Origin of the sequence: Nocardia sp. NPDC051911 (assembly GCF_040681035.1) — a bacterium.
GTDB lineage: Bacteria > Actinomycetota > Actinomycetes > Mycobacteriales > Mycobacteriaceae > Nocardia > Nocardia sichangensis.
Genome location: NZ_JBFAXY010000008.1, coordinates 137,000 through 161,283 on the forward strand (window position 1 = coordinate 137,000; position 24,284 = coordinate 161,283).

Annotated in this window: 25 protein-coding genes; 6 read left to right on the plus strand and 19 right to left on the minus strand. The window is 69.2% G+C overall.

Translation table 11 applies throughout. The annotated features are described in order from the left end of the window. Positions 1-16 precede the first annotated feature (16 nt). The 4 genes from AB0L97_RS12500 to AB0L97_RS12515 form a co-directional block, all read right to left on the minus strand. Positions 17-766 (minus strand): cobalt-precorrin-6A reductase, encoded by a 750-nt coding sequence (locus AB0L97_RS12500; protein WP_364428581.1) that lies wholly within the window; start codon positions 764-766, stop codon positions 17-19. After that, entirely contained in the window at positions 763-1,380 is a 618-nt protein-coding gene (locus AB0L97_RS12505; protein WP_364428273.1) for a hypothetical protein, read from the minus strand. The genes AB0L97_RS12500 and AB0L97_RS12505 overlap by 4 nt, the downstream gene beginning before the upstream one ends. Positions 1,381-1,459: 79 nt before the next feature. Further along, on the minus strand, positions 1,460-2,725 hold the full coding sequence (gene cbiE / locus AB0L97_RS12510; protein WP_355077584.1) for a precorrin-6y C5,15-methyltransferase (decarboxylating) subunit CbiE: 1,266 nt from the start codon (positions 2,723-2,725) through the stop codon (positions 1,460-1,462). Then, positions 2,722-3,477 carry an SDR family NAD(P)-dependent oxidoreductase gene (locus AB0L97_RS12515; RefSeq protein ID WP_364428277.1) on the minus strand — a complete coding sequence of 252 codons (756 nt, stop codon included), beginning with the start codon at positions 3,475-3,477 and terminating at the stop codon, positions 2,722-2,724. The genes cbiE and AB0L97_RS12515 overlap by 4 nt, the downstream gene beginning before the upstream one ends. A 101-nt stretch (positions 3,478-3,578) precedes the next feature. On the opposite strand from AB0L97_RS12515, the gene AB0L97_RS12520 reads away from it, so the two are divergent. Next, the gene (locus AB0L97_RS12520) at positions 3,579-4,022 is read left to right on the plus strand and encodes a PPOX class F420-dependent oxidoreductase (RefSeq protein ID WP_364428280.1); all 444 of its coding nucleotides are present in this window, start codon (positions 3,579-3,581) and stop codon (positions 4,020-4,022) included. Positions 4,023-4,063: 41 nt separating this feature from the next. Here AB0L97_RS12520 and AB0L97_RS12525 read toward each other — a convergent pair whose 3' ends face one another. After that, entirely contained in the window at positions 4,064-5,191 is a 1,128-nt protein-coding gene (locus AB0L97_RS12525; RefSeq protein WP_356962069.1) for a Xaa-Pro peptidase family protein, read from the minus strand. 84 nt (positions 5,192-5,275) lie between these two features. On the opposite strand from AB0L97_RS12525, the gene AB0L97_RS12530 reads away from it, so the two are divergent. Then, positions 5,276-6,241 carry a 5'-3' exonuclease gene (locus AB0L97_RS12530; RefSeq protein ID WP_364428284.1) on the plus strand — a complete coding sequence of 322 codons (966 nt, stop codon included), beginning with the start codon at positions 5,276-5,278 and terminating at the stop codon, positions 6,239-6,241. 431 nt (positions 6,242-6,672) lie between these two features. Here the strand turns inward: AB0L97_RS12530 and AB0L97_RS12535 are convergent, their stop codons facing one another. From AB0L97_RS12535 to dop, 13 genes are all read right to left on the minus strand, one after another. Beyond that, entirely contained in the window at positions 6,673-7,365 is a 693-nt protein-coding gene (locus AB0L97_RS12535; protein ID WP_364428287.1) for a DUF4333 domain-containing protein, read from the minus strand. Between the two features lie 164 nt (positions 7,366-7,529). Next, on the minus strand, positions 7,530-10,232 hold the full coding sequence (locus AB0L97_RS12540; protein ID WP_364428290.1) for an RNA helicase: 2,703 nt from the start codon (positions 10,230-10,232) through the stop codon (positions 7,530-7,532). A gap of 3 nt (positions 10,233-10,235) precedes the next feature. After that, on the minus strand, positions 10,236-11,189 hold the full coding sequence (tatC, locus tag AB0L97_RS12545; protein WP_355077569.1) for a twin-arginine translocase subunit TatC: 954 nt from the start codon (positions 11,187-11,189) through the stop codon (positions 10,236-10,238). A 98-nt stretch (positions 11,190-11,287) separates the two neighbouring features. After that, entirely contained in the window at positions 11,288-11,548 is a 261-nt protein-coding gene (gene tatA / locus AB0L97_RS12550; RefSeq protein ID WP_355077567.1) for a Sec-independent protein translocase subunit TatA, read from the minus strand. A gap of 64 nt (positions 11,549-11,612) precedes the next feature. Next, positions 11,613-12,662: a 2-dehydropantoate 2-reductase gene (locus tag AB0L97_RS12555; protein WP_364428295.1), complete on the minus strand. Its 1,050-nt coding sequence runs from the start codon at positions 12,660-12,662 to the stop codon at positions 11,613-11,615. A 22-nt stretch (positions 12,663-12,684) separates the two neighbouring features. Continuing rightward, entirely contained in the window at positions 12,685-13,662 is a 978-nt protein-coding gene (locus AB0L97_RS12560; RefSeq protein WP_355077564.1) for a YafY family protein, read from the minus strand. Further along, on the minus strand, positions 13,659-14,654 hold the full coding sequence (locus tag AB0L97_RS12565; RefSeq protein ID WP_355077562.1) for a YafY family protein: 996 nt from the start codon (positions 14,652-14,654) through the stop codon (positions 13,659-13,661). Before AB0L97_RS12565 ends, AB0L97_RS12560 begins: the two co-directional genes overlap by 4 nt. A gap of 145 nt (positions 14,655-14,799) precedes the next feature. Further along, positions 14,800-15,096, minus strand: coding sequence for an MTH1187 family thiamine-binding protein (locus AB0L97_RS12570; protein WP_356962060.1), 297 nt, complete (start codon positions 15,094-15,096; stop codon positions 14,800-14,802). Positions 15,097-15,381: 285 nt separating this feature from the next. After that, positions 15,382-16,740 carry a Pup--protein ligase gene (gene pafA / locus AB0L97_RS12575; RefSeq protein WP_174186519.1) on the minus strand — a complete coding sequence of 453 codons (1,359 nt, stop codon included), beginning with the start codon at positions 16,738-16,740 and terminating at the stop codon, positions 15,382-15,384. Between the two features lie 217 nt (positions 16,741-16,957). After that, complete coding sequence (gene prcA, locus AB0L97_RS12580) at positions 16,958-17,758, minus strand: proteasome subunit alpha (RefSeq protein ID WP_364428300.1); 801 nt, start codon at positions 17,756-17,758, stop codon at positions 16,958-16,960. Between the two features lie 2 nt (positions 17,759-17,760). Continuing rightward, positions 17,761-18,615: a proteasome subunit beta gene (gene prcB / locus AB0L97_RS12585; RefSeq protein ID WP_355077558.1), complete on the minus strand. Its 855-nt coding sequence runs from the start codon at positions 18,613-18,615 to the stop codon at positions 17,761-17,763. Continuing rightward, complete coding sequence (locus tag AB0L97_RS12590; protein WP_014986166.1) at positions 18,612-18,806, minus strand: ubiquitin-like protein Pup; 195 nt, start codon at positions 18,804-18,806, stop codon at positions 18,612-18,614. The genes prcB and AB0L97_RS12590 overlap by 4 nt, the downstream gene beginning before the upstream one ends. A 152-nt stretch (positions 18,807-18,958) precedes the next feature. Beyond that, the gene (dop, locus tag AB0L97_RS12595) at positions 18,959-20,458 is read right to left on the minus strand and encodes a depupylase/deamidase Dop (protein WP_364428305.1); all 1,500 of its coding nucleotides are present in this window, start codon (positions 20,456-20,458) and stop codon (positions 18,959-18,961) included. A gap of 121 nt (positions 20,459-20,579) precedes the next feature. On the opposite strand from dop, the gene AB0L97_RS12600 reads away from it, so the two are divergent. The 4 genes from AB0L97_RS12600 (at position 20,580) to AB0L97_RS12615 (ending at position 23,842) form a co-directional block, all read left to right on the plus strand. After that, entirely contained in the window at positions 20,580-21,791 is a 1,212-nt protein-coding gene (locus tag AB0L97_RS12600; protein WP_364428308.1) for a DUF418 domain-containing protein, read from the plus strand. Positions 21,792-21,933: 142 nt separating this feature from the next. Then, entirely contained in the window at positions 21,934-22,473 is a 540-nt protein-coding gene (locus tag AB0L97_RS12605) for an NUDIX domain-containing protein (protein WP_364428311.1), read from the plus strand. Positions 22,474-22,537: 64 nt separating this feature from the next. After that, complete coding sequence (locus AB0L97_RS12610; protein WP_355077552.1) at positions 22,538-22,825, plus strand: DUF427 domain-containing protein; 288 nt, start codon at positions 22,538-22,540, stop codon at positions 22,823-22,825. A gap of 219 nt (positions 22,826-23,044) precedes the next feature. Further along, the gene (locus AB0L97_RS12615) at positions 23,045-23,842 is read left to right on the plus strand and encodes a helix-turn-helix domain-containing protein (protein WP_364428315.1); all 798 of its coding nucleotides are present in this window, start codon (positions 23,045-23,047) and stop codon (positions 23,840-23,842) included. Positions 23,843-23,867: 25 nt separating this feature from the next. Here the strand turns inward: AB0L97_RS12615 and AB0L97_RS12620 are convergent, their stop codons facing one another. After that, positions 23,868-24,248, minus strand: a complete 381-nt coding sequence (locus AB0L97_RS12620; protein WP_355077548.1) for a nitroreductase family deazaflavin-dependent oxidoreductase — start codon at positions 24,246-24,248, stop codon at positions 23,868-23,870. Between the last annotated feature and the right edge of the window lie 36 nt (positions 24,249-24,284).

Here is a 24,284-nt window from a genome sequence, read left to right on the forward strand (position 1 = left end):
CGCGAGCCGGAACGTCTCAGCCGCGCCGGGCTCGCCGGATGCGCAGCCAATCCAGCGCTTGCGCAGAGGATTCCACGATCCGCGCGCCCTCGGGCAGCGGCGGGCGGTCCACCACGACCACCGGGATGCCCGCGGCGCGGGCGGCGGCGAGCTTGGCCTCCGTCTGCTCCCCGCCGCTGTCCTTCGTGACGAGCGCGTCGATCCGATACTCCGTGAGCAGCCGCGCTTCGTCCTGCACCGCGAACGGCCCACGGGCGAGGAGCAATTCGTGCCGCGGCGGCAGCGCGCCCTCCGGCGGGTCGATGGCACGAATCAGAAACCAGGGCCGGTCGAGTCCCGCGAACGCGTCGACGCCTTGTCTGCCGATGGTCAGGAACACGCGCTCGCCGAACGTGCCGACTGCCGTCGCGGCCGCGGGGAGATCAGGCACACGCATCCAGCGGTCCCCTGCCTGCTCGACCCACCTGGGCCGGCGCAGGTGCAACAGCGGCACACCCGAAGCTCGCGCGGCGACTGCCGCGTTGGCGCTGATGGCCGCCGCAAACGGATGGGTGGCGTCGACCATCGCGGCCACGTCGTTGGCCGCGAGCCAGGCGCGCAGTCCTTCGGCGCCCCCGAAGCCGCCGACGCGGACCTCGCCCTCGGGCAGCAAGGGTGCGCGCACACGACCGGCGAGCGAGGACACGATCTCGAATCCTCGCTCGCCGGAAGCGATGTGGGCCAGCTCCCGCGCTTCCCGGGTGCCGCCCAGAATCAGAACTCTCAGGGCTGGCCGCTGAAGTAGGCGATACCCGCGTTCAGCAGCGACGGCCCGCCCGCGACGGCCAGACCGATCAGCGCGCCGAGCACCGCGCCCGGCAGGATGCCGACACCGAAGAACACGATGCCGATGGCGGCGCCGATCAGGCCGCCGACCAGAGCGCCGAGCGAGGCGCGCTGCAGTTCGGCGAAGAACCACTCCTGCGCGCCGATGAACTCGGCGGCGACCGGCGCGTTCGCGGTCGGCGCGACCTGCGGCGTCAGCGTGAGCTGCCTGCCCTCGTCGGCGACGGCCGCGGCGATCCGGACCTCCTGACCCTTGGCCGTCGCGGTGAGCGGAATGCTGGTGACGGTCTCGCCCGCGGAGTTCTTCAGTGTGACCGCCCGGTTGTCGGTGTCGACGCTGAACGCGCCACCGGTCACGCTGGTGACCACCGACTTGCCCGCGTCGGTGAGTTGCAGCGCGTAACCGACGCCCTGATCGCTGCCGGTGACGGTGGGCGCCGCAGCGGCCTGGTCCTGCACCGCGGGCGGCACCGGGGCGGCGTAGGAAGTACCGGCGGCCACTCCGGTAGCGGCGACAGCCAGCAATGCGGTAACGGCGAACTTCTTGTATCTCATCTATCTCCCCAACAGGAATCGGATTTCCGATCAATGATCGGAACTCGGCCCCGACCCTACCGCGTGACCGGTAACGTGTTCACGCCTCCGCGGGGAAGGATCGCGCGGTCTTCACCACCGACCATTGTGTGACCGGAAGCTGCGGACGCCAGGTGGTGAAGGAGCCCAGTGGTTCTCCACGATAGATCTGGAACTTCCGCAATATGCCGCCCTGGGCGTTCGACCAGTTGAGTAGCAACGATTCCGATTCCGCTGTGACCGCGTTCGCGACGAGCCTGCCGCCCTGACGCAACTGCGCCCAGCATGTCTCGAGCACGCCATCCTGAGTCAGGCCCCCACCGACGAAAATCGCGTCGGGCGCGGCGATTCCGGTATCGGCGGCGAGTTCGCCACGCACTTCGCCGCGCACCTGGATGTGCGGCACGCCCAGAACCGTGGCATTGTCGGCGATCTGGCGTCGCCTGCGCTCGAGCCGCTCGAACGCGACGGCCCGGTTCCCCGCATGCGCCCGGCACCATTCGATGGCGATGCTGCCCGAACCGCCGCCCACATCCCACAGCAATTCCCCGGGCGCGGGCGCCAGGGCCGCCAGCGTCAGCGCGCGGACCTCGTGCTTGGTGAGCTGGCCGTCGCCGCCGAACAATTCGTCCGGCAGTCCGGGCAGGCGAGTGGCGCGCGGCCGGTCCGGGTCGGCCGAGCAGGTGATCGCCACGACGTTCAGCGGGTCGCCCGGCGGGTGTTCCCACTGCTGCGCGATTCCGGCGCGGCGCCGTTCGGCGGAACCGCCCAGTTGCTCGAGTACCGTCAGCTCCGAACCGCCGAAACCGTGGCCCCCGAGCAGTCGCGCCAGATCCCGCGGTGTGTGCTCGTCGGCGCTGAGCACCAGCAGCCGCCTGCCGTCGGCCAGCTCGGGCAGCACCGTCGCCAACGGACGCCCGACCACGCTGACCACCGGTGTTTCGGCCAGCGGCCAGCCGAGGCGGGCGCAGGCCAGGGAGGCGGAAGACGGTTGCGGCAGCACCCGCAGCGCCTGCGCGCCCAGCAATCGAGCCAAGGTGACGCCGATTCCGTAGAACATCGGATCGCCGCTGGCCAGGACGCACAACCGCGCCCCGCCATGCCGTTCGAGCAGGCCGGGCAGCGCGGGCAGTAGAGGCGACGGCCACGTCACCCGGTGCGCCGCCACGGTGGGCGGCACGAGCGCGAGCTGGCGCACGGAACCGAACAAGACCTCGGCGTCACCGACGGCCTCCCGCGCGGCGCGACCGAGGCCGTCCCAGCCGTCGGCGCCGATGCCGACGACCGTGACCGGTTTTCCTGTCCACGACCCGGGCGCGGCGCTCATCGGGGCATCCGGCGCCAGACCGGTTGTGGCAGCAGTCGCATCGCGAAGAACACCGGCCGCAGGATTCCGGGCACCCAGACTCGGCTCGCGCCCCGGCGCAGACCCTTGACCACCGCGTCGGCAACCTGATCCGGCGTGCTGGAGAACGGCGCCGGGGACATCCCCTCGGTCATCCGCCCGATCACGAACCCGGGACGGACCAGCAGCAACCGCACGCCAGTGCCGTGCAGGGCGTCCGCGAGACCGGAGGCGAATCCGTCGAGTCCCGCTTTGGCCGAACCGTAGACGTAGTTCGCGCGCCGGACCCGCACACCGGCGACCGAGCTGAACACGACGATCTGTCCCGCCCCTCGCGCGCGCAAAAGATTCGCCACCGTGGTGAGAACGCCGGCCTGGGCGACGAAGTCGGTATGCAGAATCGCCGCCGCGTGGGCGGGATCCCGCTCGGCGCGCTGCTGATCGCCGAGCACACCGAAGGCGAGCACCGCGATCCCGATCGGCCCGTGCTCGGCGGCGATTTTTTCCAGCAACGCCGGATGACCCGCCATGTCGTCGGCGTCGAATTCGACGGTGTGCACTTCACTCGCGCCCGCCGCGGTGATCTCCGCGCGCTGCTCGTCCAATTCGCCGCTGCGCCGGGCCGCCAGAACCACCGCTCGTCCCGGCGCCAGCCGTCGCGCCACCTCGAGTCCGATCTCGCTCCGCCCGCCCAGCAGCAGCACGGTCCCGTCGGACAAACCACGCGTTCCCATGCGCCTCAGTCTGTCATTGGCACGGGCGGAGCTCGTCATCGCGCACCGGCGCGGTTCGGGCTGGTGCGGCGGGGGCGGGCGCCGACGGCTATGGTCGGAGGATGCCGACGAGTACTGCTGAGCTCTCGCCCGCCGCCCTCGAGTTCGTCGCCGAACGGCACCTCGCCACGCTGACGACCTTGCGTGCGGACGGAACGCCCCATGTGGTGGCGGTGGGATTCACCTGGGACCAAGAGGCCGGGATCGCGCGCGTGATCACCAACGACGGGTCGGTGAAGGTACGCAACGTGCGCCGCTCCGGCTACGCGGCGGTCAGCCAGGTCGACGGCATCCGGTGGCTCACGCTGGAGGGCCCGGCCACCGTGCTCGAGGCACCCGACGAGGTGGCCGAGGCGGTCGAGCGGTACGCGGGTCGTTATCGCGTGCCTCGGGAGAACCCGACCCGCGTGGTGATCGCCATCCAGGTCCGGCGCGTCCTGTCCAGCAGCACGCTGGTCGCACGGGCCGGGGACGGCGCGGCCAGCGGGAACGGCGCGGGCGCTTAGCGCCTCCGCCGGACGCCTGTCGCGCCGCCGTCAGCCGTCGATCACAGCACCGTCAGGCCGTGCGGCCGCTTGTTCAGGGATTCACCGCCTTCGTCGGTGACGATCACGATGTCCTCGATGCGCGCGCCCCACTCGCCGCGGAAGTAGATGCCGGGCTCCACGCTGAATGCCATGCCGGGCTGCAGGACGAGGTCGTTGCCCGCGACGATGTAGGGCTCCTCGTGCACCGACAGGCCGATGCCGTGCCCGGTGCGGTGTACGAATGCGGGCCCGAAACCGGCTTCGGTCAAGGGGTTTCGCGCCGCGTCGTCGACCGCGGCCGCGGTGACGCCCGGGCGGACGGCCGCGACCGCCGCGGCCTGCGCGCGTTCCAACTCGGCGAAGCGGGCGGCGATCTCCGGATCGGGCTCGCCCAGGACATAGGTCCGGGTGGAATCGGAGTAATAGCCGGGTTCGACCGGGCCGCCGATGTCGACGACCACCACATCGCCTGCCTCGATCCGGCGCTCGGACACGCCGTGATGCGGGTCCGCCCCGTGCGGACCGCTGCCGACGATGACGAACGCCGCCTCGGTGTGCCCCTCGGCCACGATCGCGGCCTCGATATCGCGGCCGACCTCCGCCTCGGTACGCCCCACCTGCAAGAACTCGCCCATCCGCGCGTGCACCCGGTCGATCGCCGCACCCGCCCGGCGCAGCGCGTCCACCTCGGCCGGGTCCTTGATCATGCGCAGTTCGCGCAGGACGGGAGTGGCGGACACCGGCAGGCCGGTGAACGACTCGGCCAGCGGCAGCAGATGCAGTGCGGGCATGACATCGGCCACGGCCACCCGGGAACCCACGTGCAGCGCTGACTTCACCAGCGCGTACGGGTTGGTTCCGTCGACCCAGTCCAGCACTTGCAGACCCAGTTCGCCCGCCGCGGAGCCCTCCAGCGACGCCAGCTCCAATTTCGGGATCACGACCGACGGCGTCGCACCGTCGGCGGGGATCACCAGGCAGGTCAGTCGCTCGAACGACTCGGCCGCCGAGCCGATCAGGTAGCGCAGGTCGGGGCCGGGAGTGATCAGCAGGGCATCGAGGTGGGCGGCCCGCATCAGCTCCACCGCCCGCTCCAGCCGTGCACCGTAGACGTCCGCCGCGAACCTCGAATCCGTATGCGAGCTCATTCGTCCGACGTTACCCGCCGGGCGGGCCCGGCGAACGCCGAACTTCGCCAGGGTGGTGTCGGTGCGACCGAGTAGCCTCAGCCCGTGACCTCTGCTTCCGGTGGGCCCCTGCTGCTGTTGGACGGAGCCAGTCTGTGGTTCCGCGCCTTCCACGCCATCCCCGACAAGATCACCGCACCCGACGGCCGGTCGGTGAACGCGCTGCGTGGTTTCACCGACATGGTGGCGTCGCTGATCACCCGGTTCGACCCGAGCCGACTGGTGGTGTGCCTGGATCTGGACTGGCGCCCGGCGTATCGAGTCGAGCTGGTCCCGTCCTACAAGGCACACCGGCTGGACACGTCGCCCGATGCCGCACCCGGCGCCGAGACCGTTCCCGACAGGCTCACCCCGCAGGTCGAGATGATCCTCGAGGTGCTCGACGCCGCAGGGATCGCGACCGGAGGGGCGGAGGGCTTGGAAGCCGACGACGTGCTGGGCACCCTGGCGACTCGTGAGCGCACCGACGAGGTGGTCGTGGTCAGCGGCGATCGTGACTTGCTGCAGCTCGTCCGGGACGAGCCCGCGCCACCGGTACGGGTGTTCTACGCCGGACGGGGGCTGGCCAAGGCGGAATTGTTCGGCCCGGCCGAGGTGTCGGCGAAGTACGCTGTGCCGCAGCGGAACGCAGGCCCGGCCTATGCCGACATGGCGACGCTGCGCGGCGACGCCTCGGACGGATTGCCCGGAGTGGCAGGCATCGGCGAGAAATCCGCCGCCGCCTTGATCTCCCGTTTCGGCTCCCTGGACGCCCTCGTCGCGGCCGTCGAGGACCCCGGCGCCGACCTGTCGCAAGGCGTGCGTGCCCGGCTGCGCGCCGCCGAGGACTACTTGAAGGCCGCCGCACCGGTCGTGCGGGTGGTCTGCGACGCCGAGGTAGCCCTGTCCCGCGACGACGTCCTCCGCACCGAACCGGCCGACCCGGCCCGCCTACACGCCCTCGCCACCGCCTACAACGCGGAAAGCCCGGTCACCCGCCTGATCACGGCACTCGCCACCCGCACCGCCTGACCCGGAAGCTGGTCGCACCCGTCGCGAAGAGCCATCCGATGCGCAACCGAGCACTCGACGTTCGGACTCGCGGCTCGTGGCTGCCGAACGAGAGCGGCATCCGCTCTGACACCCGCCCCAACCAGCATCGGTGTCCGCTACCGAAGCCATCGGCGGCAGTTGCACGCGACCACTCCTGCTCACCCCCGTCTGCACTACCGTCGCCGAAACCACTCTGAGGTCCGCCACCAATCGGCGGTATGGCTTCCCTCCGCTGGCGAAAGCGAACGCCGAGGTCCGCGCGCGGCCTGACACTCCCAGCTCACCTCTGCCACAGGTTCCGAGCGAAGCGAGACCGAGCATCCGCCGTCCGCGGCCCGGCTCGCGCAAAAACGAGCCATCAGAGGGCCGCGAACACCCAGCGCCGCGGGCGCTGGAGAAACGAACACAGCTCAGCTGGGGCGACCGACCTCGTAGGTGCCGTCGTCCTTGGTGATCTTGATGCTCACCTTCTTGGCCTCGCCGCTGACCTTCACGCTGCATTCGAAGGTGGCGTCGACCTTGACTTCCTGGCCGGAGGGGCAGGAGACGTCGCTGATGTCCTGGATGCCGTAGGAATCCGACAACACCTTCTTCACGCCGTCCTGCACGGCGGCCTGGTCCAGCTGGTCCTTGGCGGTCAACACGAGCACGAGCGCGACGATCGCGCCGACCACGGCGACACCGAGCACCGACAGCCCGATGATCAGGCCTTTGTTCTTGCCGCCCTGCTGCGGAGGCTGCTGTCCGGGAGCGCCCCACTGCTGCTGCGGCTGCCCCCACTGCGGCTGCTGCCCCTGCTGACCCCAGTCCTGCTGCTGTGGTTGGCCCCACTGCGGCTGCTGGCCCTGAGCGGGCTGCTGGCCCCACTGCGGTTGCTGCGGCTGCTGCGGTTGCTGGCCCCACTGCTGCTGGGGCTGTCCCCATTGCTGCTGAGGTTGCTGCTCACCCCAGTGCTGGGTCGGCTGCGCCGAGGCCGGAGTCTGCGGCTGACCGCTCCACTGCTGTGTGGGACCGGCCCCGCCCGGCGCCTGCTGTCCACTCCACTGCTGGGTGGGATCGTTGCGTCCCTCCCCGGGGTCGTTCGGTCCGTAAGGGCCGCTCATTTGCTTGCCTCCACTCGCATCGTTGTACACACGGTAGCCCCCCGCGTGGGCCTCGTCGCATGACACGACTACTCCGCCACGGTCGGTACGCGAAAGAAATCAAATCACAATCGAATCCGCCGTGTTGATATTGCCGCCCGCCGCGTACCCGGCACTCACGCCGCTCAGGCGGCGTCCACCGCCACGACGCCGCGCCGGATCGCCCGCACCGCCTTGGCCGCGGTGGCGGCGACCTCGAGATCGTCGGCGGTGCCGTGGATCTGATCGAGCAGATCGATCACCTGCCTGCACCAACGCACGAAGTCACCGGCCGACAGCGGCGCGCCTTGGTCGCCGCTGGCGAGCAACGACTCGGCCAACCCGTCGCCGCGCGCCCATTTGTAAATGCCGTCGACGAAACCGAGATCGGGTTCCCTGGTCGGCGGCAGCTTGTGTCGCGCCTCGTCGGAGCGCAGCTCGGACCAGACGCCGATGGTCGCGCCTACCGCGCGCCGGATCGGAGCCGTCGGTCCGGTCGCGCCGAGATAGCCGCCCTCCTGGCGGGATTCGTACACCAGGATCGAGACCACACCGGCCAGTTCGGCCGGGCCGAGACCGCGCCACAACCCCTTCCTCAGGCATTCCGCTACCAGCAGATCGCTTTCCGCGTAGATGCGCGCCAACCGGCGTCCGTCCGCGGTCACCTCGCTCTCGTGCACGAATCCACGTTCCTCCAGCAGACCGAGGATCCGATCGAACGTGCGCGCCAGCGAATTGGTGGTCGCGGCAACCTTCTGGCGCATCGCCTCCGTTTCGCGCTGCAACCGGTTGTAGCGCTCGCCGATCCGGGCCAGCTGCTCGCGATCGGGCCTGGAGTGCGCCGGATGGGCACGCAGGCTCCGGCGCAAGGTGGCCAGTTCCCGGTCGTCGGCCGCGGCGGACTGCCTGCCGCGACGTGGCCTGCCCGGCACCGAGATTCCCGTGCTGCGCAGCGCGGAGGCCAGGTCGCGGCGGATGCGCGCGGTGCGGTGATCCACCCGGCGCGGCAGCCGCATGTGCCCGAGCGCCTCGGCGGGCACCGGGAAGTCGGCGACCGAAACCCGTCCGGCCCACTTGTCCTCGGTGAGCACCAGCGGCCGCGGATCGCCCGGCGTCGCGTCCGGCTCCAGGATCACCGCGAGCCCGGCGCGGCGGCCGGACGGAATCGCCACCACGTCACCGCGCCGCAGCGCGCCGAGCGCGTCTACGGCGGCGCCGCGCCGGTCGGCACGGCTCTGCTGGGCCAACTGCCGCTCCCGCTGCTTGATCCGCTCACGCAGCGACAGGTACTCGAGGAACCCGCCTTCGGCACCGCCGAGCTGGTCGCGCAACTTGCGCAGCGCTCCCTCGTTGCGCTCGATGCCGCGCACCAGCCCGACCACCGACCGATCCGCCTGGAACTGGGCGAACGATCGCTCCAGCAGGGCGCGCGACTCGTCGGCACCCATCCGATCGATGAGGTTGATCGACATGTTGTAGCCCGGCCGGAACGAGCTGCGCAGCGGATAGGTGCGCGTCGAGGCCAGACCGGCGACCGCGCTGGTGTCCACCTCGGGCTGCCACAACACCACCGCGTGACCTTCGACGTCGATGCCGCGCCGCCCCGCACGCCCGGTCAGCTGGGTGTACTCCCCGGGCGTGAGCTCCGCGTGCGACTCGCCGTTGAACTTGACCAGCCGTTCCAGCACCACCGTGCGGGCGGGCATGTTGATGCCGAGCGCCAGCGTCTCGGTGGCGAAGACGGCACGCACCAGCCCGTTGACGAACAGCTCTTCGACGGTGTGCCGGAACGCGGGCAGCATCCCGGCGTGATGCGCGGCGAGGCCGCGGTGCAGCGCCTCACGCCACTCCCAGTAGCCGAGCACCTCCAGATCGGCCTTGGGCAGATCGCCGGTGTGCTTGTCGATGATCGCGTCGACCTCGTCGCGCTCCTCCGGACGGCTCAGATCCAGCCGCGAGCGCAGGCACTGGGCGAGCGCGCCGTCGCATCCCGCCCGGCTGAAGATGAACGTGATCGCGGGCAGCAAGCCCTCTTCGTCCAGCTTGGCGAGCACCTCCGGCCGCGGCAGCGGGCGGAAATCCCGGCGCGGGCCACCGCGGCCGTTGCGCGGGGCGCCCCAGCTGTTCATCCGGTCGGCCGCCTCACGGTGGCGGATGAACCGCACCAGGTCTTCGTCGACGAGCACCTTCTGCTCGGTGGATTTGGTGTCGAACAGGTCGAACATCCGCCGTCCCACCATGACGTGCTGCCACAGCGGAACCGGCCTGGTCTCGTCGACCACCACCGCGGTGTCGCCGCGCACGGTCTCCATCCAGGCGCCGAACTCCTCGGCGTTGCTCACCGTGGCCGAAAGGCTGACCAGCCGCACGTCCGGGGACAGGTGCAGGATGACCTCCTCCCACACCGCGCCGCGGAACCGGTCGGCGAGGTAGTGCACCTCGTCCATCACGACATAGGAAAGCCCGCGCAGCGCGTCCGAGGAGGCGTAGAGCATGTTGCGCAGCACCTCGGTGGTCATGACGACCACCGGCGCGTCGGGATTGATCGATTGGTCGCCGGTCAGCAGTCCGACCTGGTCGCGGCCGTGACGCTCGGTGAGGTCGGCGAACTTCTGGTTCGACAGCGCCTTGATGGGCGTGGTGTAGAAGCACTTCCCGCCCGCCGCCAGCGCCAGGTGAACGGCGAACTCACCGACGACCGTCTTTCCCGCGCCGGTGGGGGCACAGACGAGTACGCTGTGGCCTTCTTCGAGCGCCGCACAGGCTTCGCGCTGAAACGGATCCAGCCGGAACTTCAGCTCGGCGGAAAATGCGGTCAACTCGCCCGTCTGCGACCGGTCAACTGTCACTCGTCAGAGCGTATCGGAGTAGTCCGACACCGGTCGTGCGGATTTCTCCGCGGGCGTACCGATCGACCCGGCCGGATCGATCGGTGACGGGGCGCCGAGTTCGGAGGCCTCCTCGTCCGACAGCGCACCCCAGCCCTCGCGCTCCTTGCGCGCCCGGCGCAGGTCGTTGACCCGGGAGAACTGGATCGCCACCTCGAACAACACCGTCAACGCCAAGGCCAGCGCCAGCATCGAGAAGGGATCCTGCGGAGTCACGATCGCCGCGAAGACGAACAACCCGAAGGTGATCCCCCGCCGCCACGCCTTCAGGCGCTCGTAGGTCAGCACGCCGACCAGGTTCAACCCGACGATCAGCAACGGCGTCTCGAAACTGACCCCGAAGATGATCAGCAACTGGATGATGAACGAGAAATATTGCGACCCGCTCAACGCCGTGATCTGCACGTTGTCGCCGATGGTCAGCAAGAAGCTCAACGCGTGCGCGATCACCACGTAGGCCAGCACCGCGCCGGCGGCGAACAACACCGTGCCCGAGGAGACGAACCCGACCGCGTACTTGCGCTCCTTCGCGTACAGCCCCGGGGTGATGAACGCCCACAACTGGTACAGCCAGATCGGCGCCGCCAGCACCACGCCTGCGGTCAGGCCGACCTTCAACCGCAGCGTGAACTGCTCGAACGGCGCGGTCGCCAGCAGACGGCACTCGCCGTCCGGGGTCAACGACGCACGGGCCGACGAGGGCAGCGAGCAATACGGCCCGCGCAGGATCTCACCGAGGCTCTCGATCCCGAGGAACCCGTGCCCGTACCACAGGAACCCGAGCACCGTCGTCGCGATCACCGCGGCGATCGACACGAGCAACCGGTAACGCAGCTCCTGCAGATGCTCGACCAACGACATGGTGCCGTCGGGATTGGTCCTGCGCTTACTGCGCCGCGGATCGAACGGGATTCGCATGGTTGGTGATCGCCCCTGGGTTCACGTGCCTCGCACGGCTCGGCAACAGCACTGAGTCCGGAGTGAGTTCTTCCTCACTCCGGCGCGAGCGGCTCCGCTCAGACCGATTTCTGCTCGGTGCGGGGCTCGGTGGCCTGCTGCGTCGGCTGCTGCGCGGCGGGCAACTGCGGTGCGGGCTGCTGAGCCTGCGCGCCGCTGGTTGGCGCGTTGCTCTCGTTCTGCATCTGGCTGACCTCGCTCTTGAAGATGCGCAACGATCGGCCCAAACTGCGGGCCGCGTCGGGCATCCGCTTCGCGCCGAAGAACATCACGAAGACCACCGCAATGATCAGCCAGTGCCAGATGCTCAGACTGCCCATGATCTACCTCCCAAGACTGTGATGTTTCGATGCTACCGGAGGGTGACGTGCGCGAACGCCGCCGTCACCGCTCGTTCGCCCTGCGTTCGGGCGGGGCGCCCGCCGCTGCGGCCCGCAGTTGGCCGAGCAGCTCCCGTCCGGTCCACGCGCGCCTGCCGCCCTGCTCGGCCGCGACGATCAATTCGATCAGCCGCTGATTCACCGGCGTCGGCATCCCGACCATCGCGCCCAGTTCGACGATTTCCCCGCACAGCCAGGATATTTCGGTGGTACGGCCCAGCTCCAGGTCGTCCGCCATGGACGAACGCGCCATCGGATCGATGGCCAGCACCTGCCCGGCTACCCGCCGGAAGAGGCCGTCGGGAACGGTCAGCAGCGCGGCCATCACCCGGGGCGGCAGTGGGGTCAGCCGGGCGGGGCGAATTCGCGCCTTGTTCATCACCTCGAGCGCTTCGCGCTGGGTGAGCGCGAGGCAACGGCGGTAGTCCCGGTCGGCGAGTTCTTCCCGCAGCGGGCGCCCCGACAGCGCGTTGACCGGGTTGTTCAGGTTCAGCAGCAGCTTCGCCCACTGCACCGGCCGCAGGTCGGGATACCGGCGCAGGCCGAGCCCCGCTCGCTCGAATACGTCCAGGAACGGTGCCAGAGCCGGATCGTCCTGTACCGCGAGACCGCCCTCGGTGCCGCGATGGAAACGCCCGCCGGGGTGGTGCACGACGTTGAACATCACCATTCCGGCCAGGACCACGCAGTGCGGCAGGATCTCCCGGATCACCGAGTCGTTGCCGATGCCGTTCTGCAGGCTGAGCACGACGGTGCCCGGCCGGATCTTGCCCGCGAGGTCGCGCACCGCCTCCGCCGTCGCCGCCGATTTCACCGTGACCAGCACCAGGTCCGCCGAGCCGACGTCATCCGGTTCGGTGGCGCGGTGGAATCGATCCGGCGGCAACGCGTCGTCGCCGCCGTCGAGGTCGGTGAGCCGGAGCCCGGACGCGCCGAGTTCGCCGAGCACGCGCCTGCGGCCGACCAGGGTGACCTCCGCGCCCGCTACACCGAGCTTGCCGCCGACGAAGTTGCCGATGCTGCCCGCGCCTACCACCAGCACACGACTGTTCATGCTGGTAGGGCCTCTGCCTTCCTCATCTGGCCTCCAGGTATCCGGCTTCCTCGTAGGCGGCCAGCGCGGCGTTCGACCGCTCACGCACCGCCGCCACCAGCTCCGGCGGGCCGAGGACGGTGACACCCGCCCCGAAACCGAGCAGCAGGCGGGCCATCCAGTCCAGCGTGGCGAACCGCATGGTCGCCTCCAGGCTGCCGTCGGGATGCACCGCCAGCCGATGCATCGGGTACTGATCCAGCACCCAAGCGTAATCGGCGTGAATCCGCAAGCGCGCCAAGGCGACCGCGGGATCGTCCTGGAACAGGTCCAGGCCCGCCGTCGCGTCGGTGGCATGCACGGGCGGCCGGGCGAGTTCGTCCAGCTCGGTCGCGGCCTCGATCCGGTCGAAGCGGAACAGCCGCACCCCCTCGGCCTGCCTGCACCACGCTTGCAGGTAGCTGTTGTCGTCCACGAGGACGATGCGGATCGGGTCGACGATGCGTTCGGACACCACGTCGCGACTGGCGGAGTAGTACACCAACCGCAGCGCACGGCCGAGCGCCAGCGCCGACCGCACGGCGGCCACCGCGGGCGCCTCCGGCGGCGGGGTTCGCGACCGCCCGTTCTCCGCGAGTTCCGCGCCGCCCGCGATCGCCGCTTCGATCTTCGCGATGGCCGCGTGGGCCGCCGTCGGGTCCACCATGCCGGGCATGTCGACGATCGAGCGCAGCGCGACCAGCAACGCGGTCGCCTCGGTGGAGGTCAACCGCAACGGACGGTCGATGCCTGCGGAGAAGGTGACTTCGATGCTCTCCTCGGAGAACGACAAGTCGATCAGGTCGCCCGGACCGTACCCGGGAAGCCCACACATCCACAGCTGATTGAGGTCGCTCATCAACTGTTTGGTGGTCACGCCCAGGTCGGCGGCGGCCTCGGCCGCGCTGATGCCCGGGTGGGCGATGAAGTACGGGATCATGTTGAGCAGCCGGGACAGCCGGACCGAGAGCCGCGAGCTCATGCCCGGACCTCCGTGCGGTCGAACACCGAACGCAGCCGCGCGATGACATCGGCACGCAGCGACTCGGGGGCGAGTACCACGGCGTCCGGGCCCAGGCCGGTGATCAGCCGGGCCAGCCAATCGCGGGATCGCACCGGAAGCTCGACGACGGCGCCCGTACGGCCGCCGACGACGCGCTCACCGGTCACCTGGCCGAGCCTGCGGATCTCCCGCCCGCGCCCTTCGGCCACCCAGACCGTCGCCGAGCCGCTGACCGGCGCGGTGCTGGTGACCTGGTCGACGATGGCGCGCAGGTCGACGCCCTCCGGCTTGTGGACGGCGTTGCGCGGGCCATACGCGGTCACATCGTCGCCGATGCGGGACAGCCGGAAACTGCGCACCGCGTCCCGGTCCCGGTCGTGCCCGACCAGGTACCAGCGGCCGTGATGGGTGACGACGCCCCACGGTTCGACGTCGCGCATGAGATAGGGGGCGTTGATCGCGCCGCGGTGCTCGAACCGCACCGCCTGGCCCGCGTCGATCGCGGCGAGGAGTTTGCCGAGCACGGGTTCGGAGCCCCGAGCGCGGGCCGGAACCGCGGGCACGGACGCCACGGCGGCGTCGGTTTCCACGTGGATGCCCGCCGCGCGCAGTTTGAGCAACGCCCCCTCCGCGGCGGCGGCGAGTTCCGGCGATTCCCACATCTGCACGGCCACCGCGACGGCGGCGGCCTCCTGATCGCTCAGATCGATGTCGGGTAGCTCGTAGGCGTCGCGGTTGATCCGGTAGCCCTCCACCGTCGAGTACCGGCTCACCGGACCGACTTCCAGCGGAATCCCCAGATCACGCAGTTCGTTCTTGTCCCGCTCGAACATCCGGCTGAACGCCTCGTCGCTGGCGGAGTCCTCGTATCCGGCCACGCTCACCCGGATCCGCTCGGCGGTCAGGAACTGCCGGGTCGACAGCAGCGCGATGACCAGATTCATCAGCCGCTCGACCTTGGATATCGCCACCCGATAGAGGGTAATCTGCGCAGCCGGGCTGTGTTGGTTCGGCCGCTACTTCGTAGCGGCGTGTTCGCGGCCCTCTCATCGCTCGCGTTCGCGCGACCGCCGCTTGCTCCTTCGTCGCCTACGCGGCGGCCGCGTGCGCGGACCATCAGTCTTCCGACAAATAGCGCTCGACCTTCTCCACCTTGGCGGTCATCGCATCCGTCACGCCGGGACGGATGTCGGCCTTCAACACCAAGCTGCAGCGTGGAGCGACGGCGAGGATGGCGTCGGTCGCCTGTTTCACGACGGCCATCACCTCGTCCCATTCGCCCTCGACGGTGGTGAACATGGCATCGGTGCGATTGGGCAGTCCGCTGGCGCGCACCACGCGGACCGCTTCGGCGACGGCGCGCCCGACGTCGACGCCGGTCCCGAGCGGTGTGACGGAGAAGGCGATGATCATGCCTCGATCATGCCCGCACGCCAGACTCGTCTTCGCGACGAGGCGATAGACCGTCGCTCGAACGCGAGCCACACGGTCAACCGCTTGCGCCCGATATCCAAGCACACGACCGAACGAACTGCCGTCTGGACAGCAGTGTTCAGATCGAAACTTCATTCACCGAAGCGCCCAGCGCACCTCGACCATAGGTTTCGAGCGAAGCGAGACCGAGCCTGTTCCGTTCGCGAGCCACCAGGGGGCCGCGAACACCCAGCGCCGCAGGCGCTGGAAAACCAACACGGCAAATTACATCGATGCGATCAGACGATCTACGCGCTCGTCGACCGAACGGAACGGGTCCTTGCACAGCACGGTGCGCTGCGCCTGGTCGTTCAGCTTCAGGTGCACCCAGTCGACGGTGAAGTCGCGGCCCGCCTCCTGGGCCGCGGTGATGAAGTCACCGCGCAGCTTGGCCCTGGTGGTCTGCGGCGGGGTGTCGACCGCGGCGTCCACGGCCTCGTCCTCGGTGACCCGCTTGGCCAGGCCCTTGCGCTGCAGCAGGTCGAAGACGCCGCGTCCGCGCTTGATGTCGTGATAGGCCAGATCCAGCTGGGCGATCTTGGGATCGGACAGCTCCATGCCGTACCGGTCCTGGTAGCGCTGGAACAGCTTGCGCTTGATCACCCAGTCGATCTCGGTGTCGACCTTCGCGAAGTCCTGCGCCTCCACCGCGTCCAGGGTGCGGCCCCACAGGTCGACCACCTGATCGATCTGGGGATCGCGGTCCCGATTGCGCAGATGCTCCACGGCGCGGGCGTAGTACTCGCGCTGGATGTCCAGGGCGCTGGCCTGCCGACCGCCTGCCAGGCGCACCGGGCGCCGACCGGTCAGGTCGTGGCTCACCTCGCGGATCGCGCGGATCGGATTGTCCAGCGCGAAGTCGCGGAACGAGACACCCGCCTCGATCATCTCCAGCACCAAGGCGGCCGTGCCGACCTTGAGCATGGTGGTGGTCTCGGACATGTTGGAGTCGCCGACGATCACGTGCAGGCGGCGGTACTTCTCCGCATCGGCGTGCGGCTCGTCGCGGGTGTTGATGATCGGCCGCGAGCGAGTGGTCGCCGAGGAGACGCCCTCCCAGATGTGCTCGGCGCGCTGCGACAGGCAGAAGGTGGCGGCCTTCGGCGTCTGCAGCACCTTGCCCGCGCCGCAGATCAGCTGACGGGTGACCAGGAACGGCAGCAGCACGTCGGAGATCCGGGAGAACTCGCCCGCGCGCACCACCAGGAAGTTCTCGTGGCAGCCGTAGGAGTTGCCCGCCGAGTCGGTGTTGTTCTTGAACAAGTAGATGTCGCCGCCGATGCCTTCTTCGGCCAGACGCTGCTCGGCGTCGATCAGCAACTCTTCGAGGACCCGTTCGCCCGCACGGTCGTGGGTCACCAATTGCGCCAGGTTGTCGCATTCCGCGGTCGCGTACTCCGGATGCGACCCGACATCGAGGTAGAGCCGGGCACCGTTGCGGAGGAACACGTTCGAGCTACGGCCCCAGGACACCACCCGGCGGAACAGATACCGGGCCACCTCGTCGGGGGACAGTCGACGGTGACCGTGGAAGGTGCATGTCACACCGAACTCGGTCTCGATCCCCATAATTCGTCGCTGCACACCATCGACATTACAGCCAAGTCGAGGTCTTGCGTGGGGCACCGAACAACCCGTATGCATACGTCTTCACAACGATTTGGCCCGCTTTGTCGGAATTTGCCCGGGTGAAACGCCGGTTTCGCCGGAGGATGCACAGTTCGGCCCGGCCCCGGACATGCCGATACGGCCCGCGAACCAAGCGTCGTTCGCGGGCCGTCGAGGTCGTCGGCCCGGCGGATCACTCCGCCGACGGAGTCTCCTTCGCCGACGGTTTCTCATCCTTCGGCTCGGAGCCGGTCTCCTCCACCGCGGGCTTCTCGACCGCCTCCGCCGGACTCAGCAGACGCTCCAGCGTGGCGTTGGGCACCCGCCGGAACGCCCGGCGCGGACGCGCCTGCTCCAAGGTCGCGACCTCGAGCGAGCTCACGCCCAGCACCCGCTTCTCCTTCTCCGCGCCTTCCGGAACGCCCGCCTGCAACGCGCGCACCGCGACGCCGACCGCGGAGGCCAGGTCCAGACCCGGCTGGTACGACGACTTCAGCGCGGTGACGATCGGCTCCGTGGTGCCGCCCATCACCACGAACTCGCGCTCGTCCACGATCGACCCGTCGAAGGTGATCCGGTACAGCACCGATTGCGCGGCCTGCTCCGGATAACCCACCTCCGCCACACAGATCTCCACCTCGTACGGCTTGAGCTGATCGGTGAAGATCGTGCCGAGCGTCTGTGCGTAGGCATTGGCCAGCGCCCGGCCGGTGACATCGCGGCGGTCGTACTGATACCCGCGAATGTCGGCCTGCAGGATGCCGCCCCTGCGCAGATTCTCGAACTCGTTGTACTTGCCGACCGCGGCGAACCCGATGCGGTCGTAGAGCTCACTCACCTTGTGCAGCGTCGCGGACGGGTTCTCCGCGACGAACAGCACACCCTTGTCATACGTCAAGACCACGACGCTGCGCCCCCGAGCGATGCCCTTGCGCGCGAGCTCGGTCTTGTCGCGCATGATCTGCTCGGCCGACGCGTAGTACGGCAACGTCATGATCAGGCGCTCCCTTCTTCGGCGGCCTCGCGGTCGGCGACGATGCCGCGGGTGATCTCCGCCAGCCGCGACTCGGTCACCTCGACCGCACCCTCCTCATCGATCACGATCGCCGTCGGGAAGATGCCGCGCACCAGATCCGGGCCACCCGTCGCGGTGTCGTCGTCGGCCGCGTCGAACAGCGACTCGACAGCGATGCGCAACGCGCGATCCTGATCGATTCCCTTGGCGTACAACTTCTTCAGCGAGGACTTCGCGAACATCGAGCCGGAACCGACCGCGGCGTACCCGAATCGCTCCTCGCTGCGTCCACCCACCACATCGAACGAAACAATGCGGCCCGCCTTGTCGGCATCGGTGGCGTCCAGGTCGTAGCCGACCAGCATCGGCACCACCGCCAGACCCTGCAGGGCCGCGGGCAGATTCTCGCGCACCATCTTCGACAGCTTGTTGGCCTTGCCGTCGAAGGTCAGCGGCACGCCCTCGAGCTTCTCGTAGTGCTCCAGTTCCACCGCGAAGATCCGCACCATCTCCACCGCCATGCCCGCGGTGCCTGCGATGCCCGCCGCGGAATAGCTGTCGGTGATGTAGACCTTCTCGATATCCCGGCTGGCCAGCAGGTTCCCCTGGGTGGCACGGCGGTCACCGGCGATCAGCACACCGCCGCGATAACTCACCGCCACGATGGTGGTGCCGTGCGGAGCGATCTCCTTCGCGGAAGTGCCGCCGGGGATTCCGGCGGCACCCTGTCCGAACCTGTTGCTGGGCAAAAGATCCGGAGCATGCATGCGGAGATAGTCGGAGAAGGAAGAAAGGGCGTACCCCAGGTGGAGACGCGAGGGGTCACCGACTGTCACTGGCCACCTTTCTGCACGTACGCGCGGACGAAGTCCTCGGCGTTCTCCTCGAGCACGTCATCGATCTCGTCGAGCAGGTCGTCGGTTTCCTCCGCCAGCTTTTCGCGGCGCTCCTGACCGGCGGCGTCTACACCGTCGGGGCCCTCGTCCTCGTCGCCACCCCCGGCGCGCTTGGTCTGCTCTTGTGCCATGGCAGCCGACCTCCTCTGTCCTCACCATGATCGGGACCCATGGTGAGCACGGTCCCGATCATGAGCATTGTCCGTGCTCGTCCCTCAACACTACCTACCAGCACCGACAGTGTGCCTATTTTGTGTGGCGGTGTTGGTCTCGCGCAGGTGGACTATGTCGTCAGCTGCTCCACCAGGTCCGCGGCGGTGGTCACGCCGTCGAGGAGTTTGCCGACGTGGGCCTTGGTGCCGCGGCGGGGTTCCAGGGTGGGGATGCGGACCAGGGAGTCGCCGCCCAGGTCGAAGATCACCGAGTCCCAGCTGGCCGCCGCGATGTCGGCGCCGAAGCGGCGCAGGCATTCGCCGCGGAAGTAGGCGCGGGTGTCGGTGGGCGGGTTGGTCATGGCGTCGAGGACCTGCTGCTCGGTGACCAGCCGCTTCATCGAGCCGCGGGCGACCAGGCGGTTGTAGAGCCCCTTGTCCAGGCGCACGTCGGAGTACTGCAGATCCATAAGGTGCAACTTGGGGGCCGCCCAGCCGAGGCCCTCGCGGCTGCGCATGCCCTCGAGCAGGCGCAGCTTGGCCGGCCAGTCGAGCAGGTTCGCGCACTCCATCGGATCGCGTTCGAGCAGGTCCAGGACCATCGCCCAGTTCTCGATGATGTCCCGGACGCGCTTGTCGTCGTTGCCGGTGCGGTCGACGAACTTGATCACCCGGTCCAGGTAGACGCGCTGCAACGCGAGACCGGTCAGCTCGCGGCCGTCGGCGAGCGCGACCGTCGCCCGCAGCGTGGGGTCGTGACTGATGGTGTGCACCGCGGTGACCGGGCGGGCCAGCTGCAGATCCGACAGGTCCTCGCCCGCTTCGATCAGGTCGAGGACCAAGGCGGTGGTGCCGACCTTGAGGTAGGTGGACATCTCGGCCAGGTTGGCGTCACCGATGATGACGTGCAGCCTGCGGTATTTGTCGGCATCGGCGTGCGGTTCGTCGCGGGTGTTGATGATGCCCCGTTTGAGCGTGGTCTCCAGGCCGACCTCGACCTCGATGTAGTCCGAACGCTGGGACAGCTGGAAGCCCGCGTGGTCGCCGGACTGGCCGATGCCGACCCGGCCGGAGCCGCACACCACCTGGCGGGACACGAAGAACGGCGTGAGCCCGACGATGATCTGGTTGAACGGGGTGTCCCGGCTCATCAGGTAGTTCTCGTGGGTGCCGTACGAGGCGCCCTTGCCGTCGACGTTGTTCTTGTACAGCTGCAGCCGCGGAGCCCCCGGCACGCTCGAGGCGTGCCGCGCGGCGGCCTCCATCACCCGCTCGCCCGCCTTGTCCCAGATCACCGCGTCCAGGGGGTCGGTGACCTCGGGCGCGGAGTATTCCGGGTGGGCATGGTCGACGTAGAGCCGGGCGCCGTTGGTGAGGATCATGTTCGCGGCGCCCACCTCGTCGGCGTCGATCACCGGCGCGGGACCGTTCATCCGGCTCAGGTCGAATCCGCGGGCGTCGCGCAGCGGCGACTCCACCTCGTAGTCCCAGCGCGTGCGCTTGGCGCGCGGCACGCCCTCCGCCGCGGCGTAGGCCAGGACCGCCTGGGTCGAGGTGAGGATCGGGTTGGCCGACGGCTCGGTCGGGGTCGAGATGCCGTATTCGACCTCTATTCCGATGATGCGCTGCATGGCATCGAGCCTAAGTCACGCACCCGGCCCGACCCCCCGCGACCGGCGGAGTCCAATGTCATACCGCAGGTGGTACTTCCGGAGGACCCCTCGCGGCGCAGGTCGGCGCGATAGTCGGGACATGTCCGAATCGATCGCAGCCCGCCGCCTGGAGACCGCCGAGCAGCATCGCCCGTCGCCTCCCCCACCACCCGCGCCCGCCCGGCTCGTCGCGTTGGACGTGCTACGCGGGATCGCGATTCTCGGCACCCTCGCCACCAACATCTGGATCATCACCAACCCGGAGGGGCTGGTCGGGTATCTGCACGACATGGGTGGCGAGGCCGGCGGATGGACGTGGACCGAGCGCGTGCTCCAGCAGCTGGCGCAGGGCAAGTTCCTCGGGCTGCTCACCGTCATGTTCGGCATCGGCCTGGCCATCCAGCAACGCTCCGCGACCGAGGCCGGGCGCCGCTGGCCGGGGAAGTACCCCTGGCGGGCGGGCTTGCTGTTCCTGGACGGTCTGGTCAACTTCGTTTTCGTCGCCGAGTTCGACGTCCTCATGGGGTACGCGGTGACCGGACTCGTGGTCGCGTTCGTGCTCGCCACCGGTGCGCGGGCGCGGCGGCGCTGGCTGGTGGGCGCGGCGGCCGTGCACGTGTCACTGTTGACGCTCATCGGGCTCGCTCTGGCGTTCGCGCCGAGCCAGGACGCGCAGGCGCGTCGTGCGCTGGACCCGAATCCGTATGCGGACGGCTCGTTCTGGGAGCTCGCGGCGTTCCGGCTCGGCAACGCCGGGCTGTTCCGGATGGAGACGATCTTCGTCTTCGCGATGTCGGTCGCGCTGTTCCTGACCGGCGCCCGGCTGTTCCGGGCGGGCGTGTTCGGCCCGGAAGGCGCGCGACTGCGCAAGCGGCTGATGATCCTCGGCTTCGGCGTCGCCGCGCCGATCGACCTGGGCGTCGGCATACTGGGCGGTGGCGACCTCATCCTGTTCACCCGGTACGGCAGCGCGCCGTTCGTCTCTCTGGGCATTCTGGCCGCGGTCGCCGAGTGGTACCTGCGGCGTCCCGGCGCCGGGTTCGCCGGGCGTCGGTTCACCGAGATCGGCCGCACCGCGCTCAGCTGCTACATCCTGCAGAACCTGGTGGCATCGATCCTCTGTTACGGCTGGGGTTTCGGACTCGCGGCGCGCGTCTCGCCCGATGACCGTGTCCCGTTCACCGTCGGTGTCTACGTGCTGGTATCGCTGATCATCGCCTGCGGAGCGCACCTGTGGCTACGACGCTTCGAGCGCGGGCCGGTGGAGTGGTTCTGGAACGTGAGTTTCCGAACGCTGGCGCTGGAACGCTGAAACGCCATGACGCCCGTATCCCAGGGCCGGGGATAGGGGCGTGCCCATGCCGACCGGCTCCGTTGTGGCGCAGGGCTTGTCGTACCCGCACATGCCGCGAAGGCAGGCGGCCCCGGCGCGCGGCAGCCGCTACCGTCGTGCTGTGACGCTTGCCGACCGCTACCCCTTGCTGCACACACCGGCTCACTGGGCGTGGGGCGACCTGGATGTCCGGTTCTCCACCACACTCCCGTCCGACGAACTGGTCACCAATATCCACGTCGTCTGTTTCGTCGGCGACGAGATCGTGCTCTGTCGCGACGATCGCGACGTCTGGCTGATTCCGGGCGGCACCAGGGAACGCGGCGAGTCGATCGACGCCTGCGTGCGCCGCGAACTGCGGGAGGAGGCGGGCGCACGCCCGGTCGGACCGATCCGATGGTTCGGCGCGCACCATGCGACGAGCAACGGTCCGGCACCGTATCGCGAGTGGCAGCCCCATCCGCACAAGGCGTGGCTGTGGTGCACCGCGGACGTGATGCTCGAATCCGCCCCGACCAATCCCGACGACGCCGAGCAGATCCTCGAGGTGCGCACCTTTCCCGTAGCCGAAGCGATGCGACGGGCCGGATCCGACGGCGAGCACCTGAGCGAACTGGTGGCATTGGCGGTCGAACTCCACCGGCCGGAGCGTCCCGAGTGATGTAGGCGGCCGGCCGCACATACTCGGCCGCCGCCCACCGGTGGGATCGGGGCAGAATCGAAGGATGGCAACGGCAACTTGGCACGGCCGCGTCCTCGCGACCAGCAATGACACCATCATCGTCGAGGGCAATCACTACTTCCCGCCGGACTCGATCCGACCGGAGTTCTTCCAGCCCTCCGACACGCACAGCTACTGCCCGTGGAAGGGCACCGCCAGCTACTACACCGTAGTGGTCGACGGAGACAGCAACACCGACGCCGCCTGGTTCTACCCGGAGCCGAAGACCAAGGCCGCGCAGATCAAGGACTATGTCGCGTTCTGGCGCGGCGTCGAGGTGACGGAGAGCTGAGCGGCGTCTTTCGCTGCCAGCAATCGAGTGGCGAACTCATGATCGATGCCGGAATCCGGTCGTAGGCGCGGCCGTGCGGTGATCGGCGGGCCAGGGCGGCGGCTCGGACCGCACTGCCCCGGCGAACGGCGGCAATCGGAGGAATCGGGAATACCGCCTGCGCGAAACCGATACGCTCATCCCAGGATTCAGCGCGAGTGTCTCAGCCGGGAGCATCCCATGATGAAGGCTCTGGTCACCAACGGCTTCTCGATGGCGCCTGGCGGCGCGGCGGACGAACCGGCGCGAGCGGGTGTCGCGCTGCTCCGGCCGGGGGTGCTGGCTTTCGCCGGATCGGTCGGTCCGACGGAGTTACACGCGCATCACGCGGTGCAGATCGTCGCCGCGAGCACGCCGATCGTGGTGGTGGACGGTAGCGGCGTCCGCAAGCAGGGCACCCACGTCATCGTGCCGACCGACGCGCCGCACCGGATCGACGTAGGCGCCGCGCACGGCACGGCCGTCTACCTCGACCCCGAGACGGCCGCCGGTGCGGCGGCGGATCGCAGAGCGCACCTCAACGGCTGGGTCGACAGCGCCGACGCCCTCGGCATCACCGCCGGTGGTGGAGACCTGACCGCGCAGGTCACCGCCGTCGTCGACGATCTGCTGCCGCAGGACGGCGCGTCCGGCGCGAGCGAGCGGCACGCGGTGATCACGGCGGCCCTGCAACTGCTGCCCGCACTGGTGCGCACCGGGTCGGTGCGGGGCGCGGATGTCGCACGACAGTTGGGTATTCCCGCGCCCCGACTGTCCCACCTGTTCACCGAGCAGATGGGAATTCCGTTGCGCCGCTATATCCTCTGGCTGCGGCTGCACATAGCGCGGACCCGCGCGCTGGCCGGAGACGACCTCACGACCGCCGCGCACGCGGCCGGTTTCTCCGATGGCGCGGATCTCACCCGCACCTGCCGCCGGACGTTCGGGCTGTCTCCATCGGTGCTCAGCCGCACCAGCGAATCGGTCCCGGACGCATAGCGGCCGGGACGGCTCGCCTTCCGTATCAGTCCGCCGGACGGGACTCGACGTAGTAGTCCGCCGAGATCGTCTTCAGCATCTGCCGCACGCCGAGTGGCGCCCATACCGCGGAGGGGTCGTGCCGCACGACCGGATCGGTCAGCTCGACCACATGGCCGCGGGTTTCCAGGGCGAAACCACCCGCCGCGCAGATGTTCTTGACCCAGTCGACATTCCGGCCATACGTCAGCGCGATCCGGTAGGCGCCGTCCTGCTCGAAGACCATGACCGGGGTGCGGTAGGACCGGCCCGACTTCCTGCCCTTGTGCAGCACGATGCCGAACCCGGGCGCGCGTCCCGCGACCAGGCCCGCGGTCGGATTGGTGACATGCCGGTTGAAATTCGCCAGTGCGTGCGGAAGCACCATGGGCGGCGATCCTCTCTCCCTGTGGCCTGCGGTGTT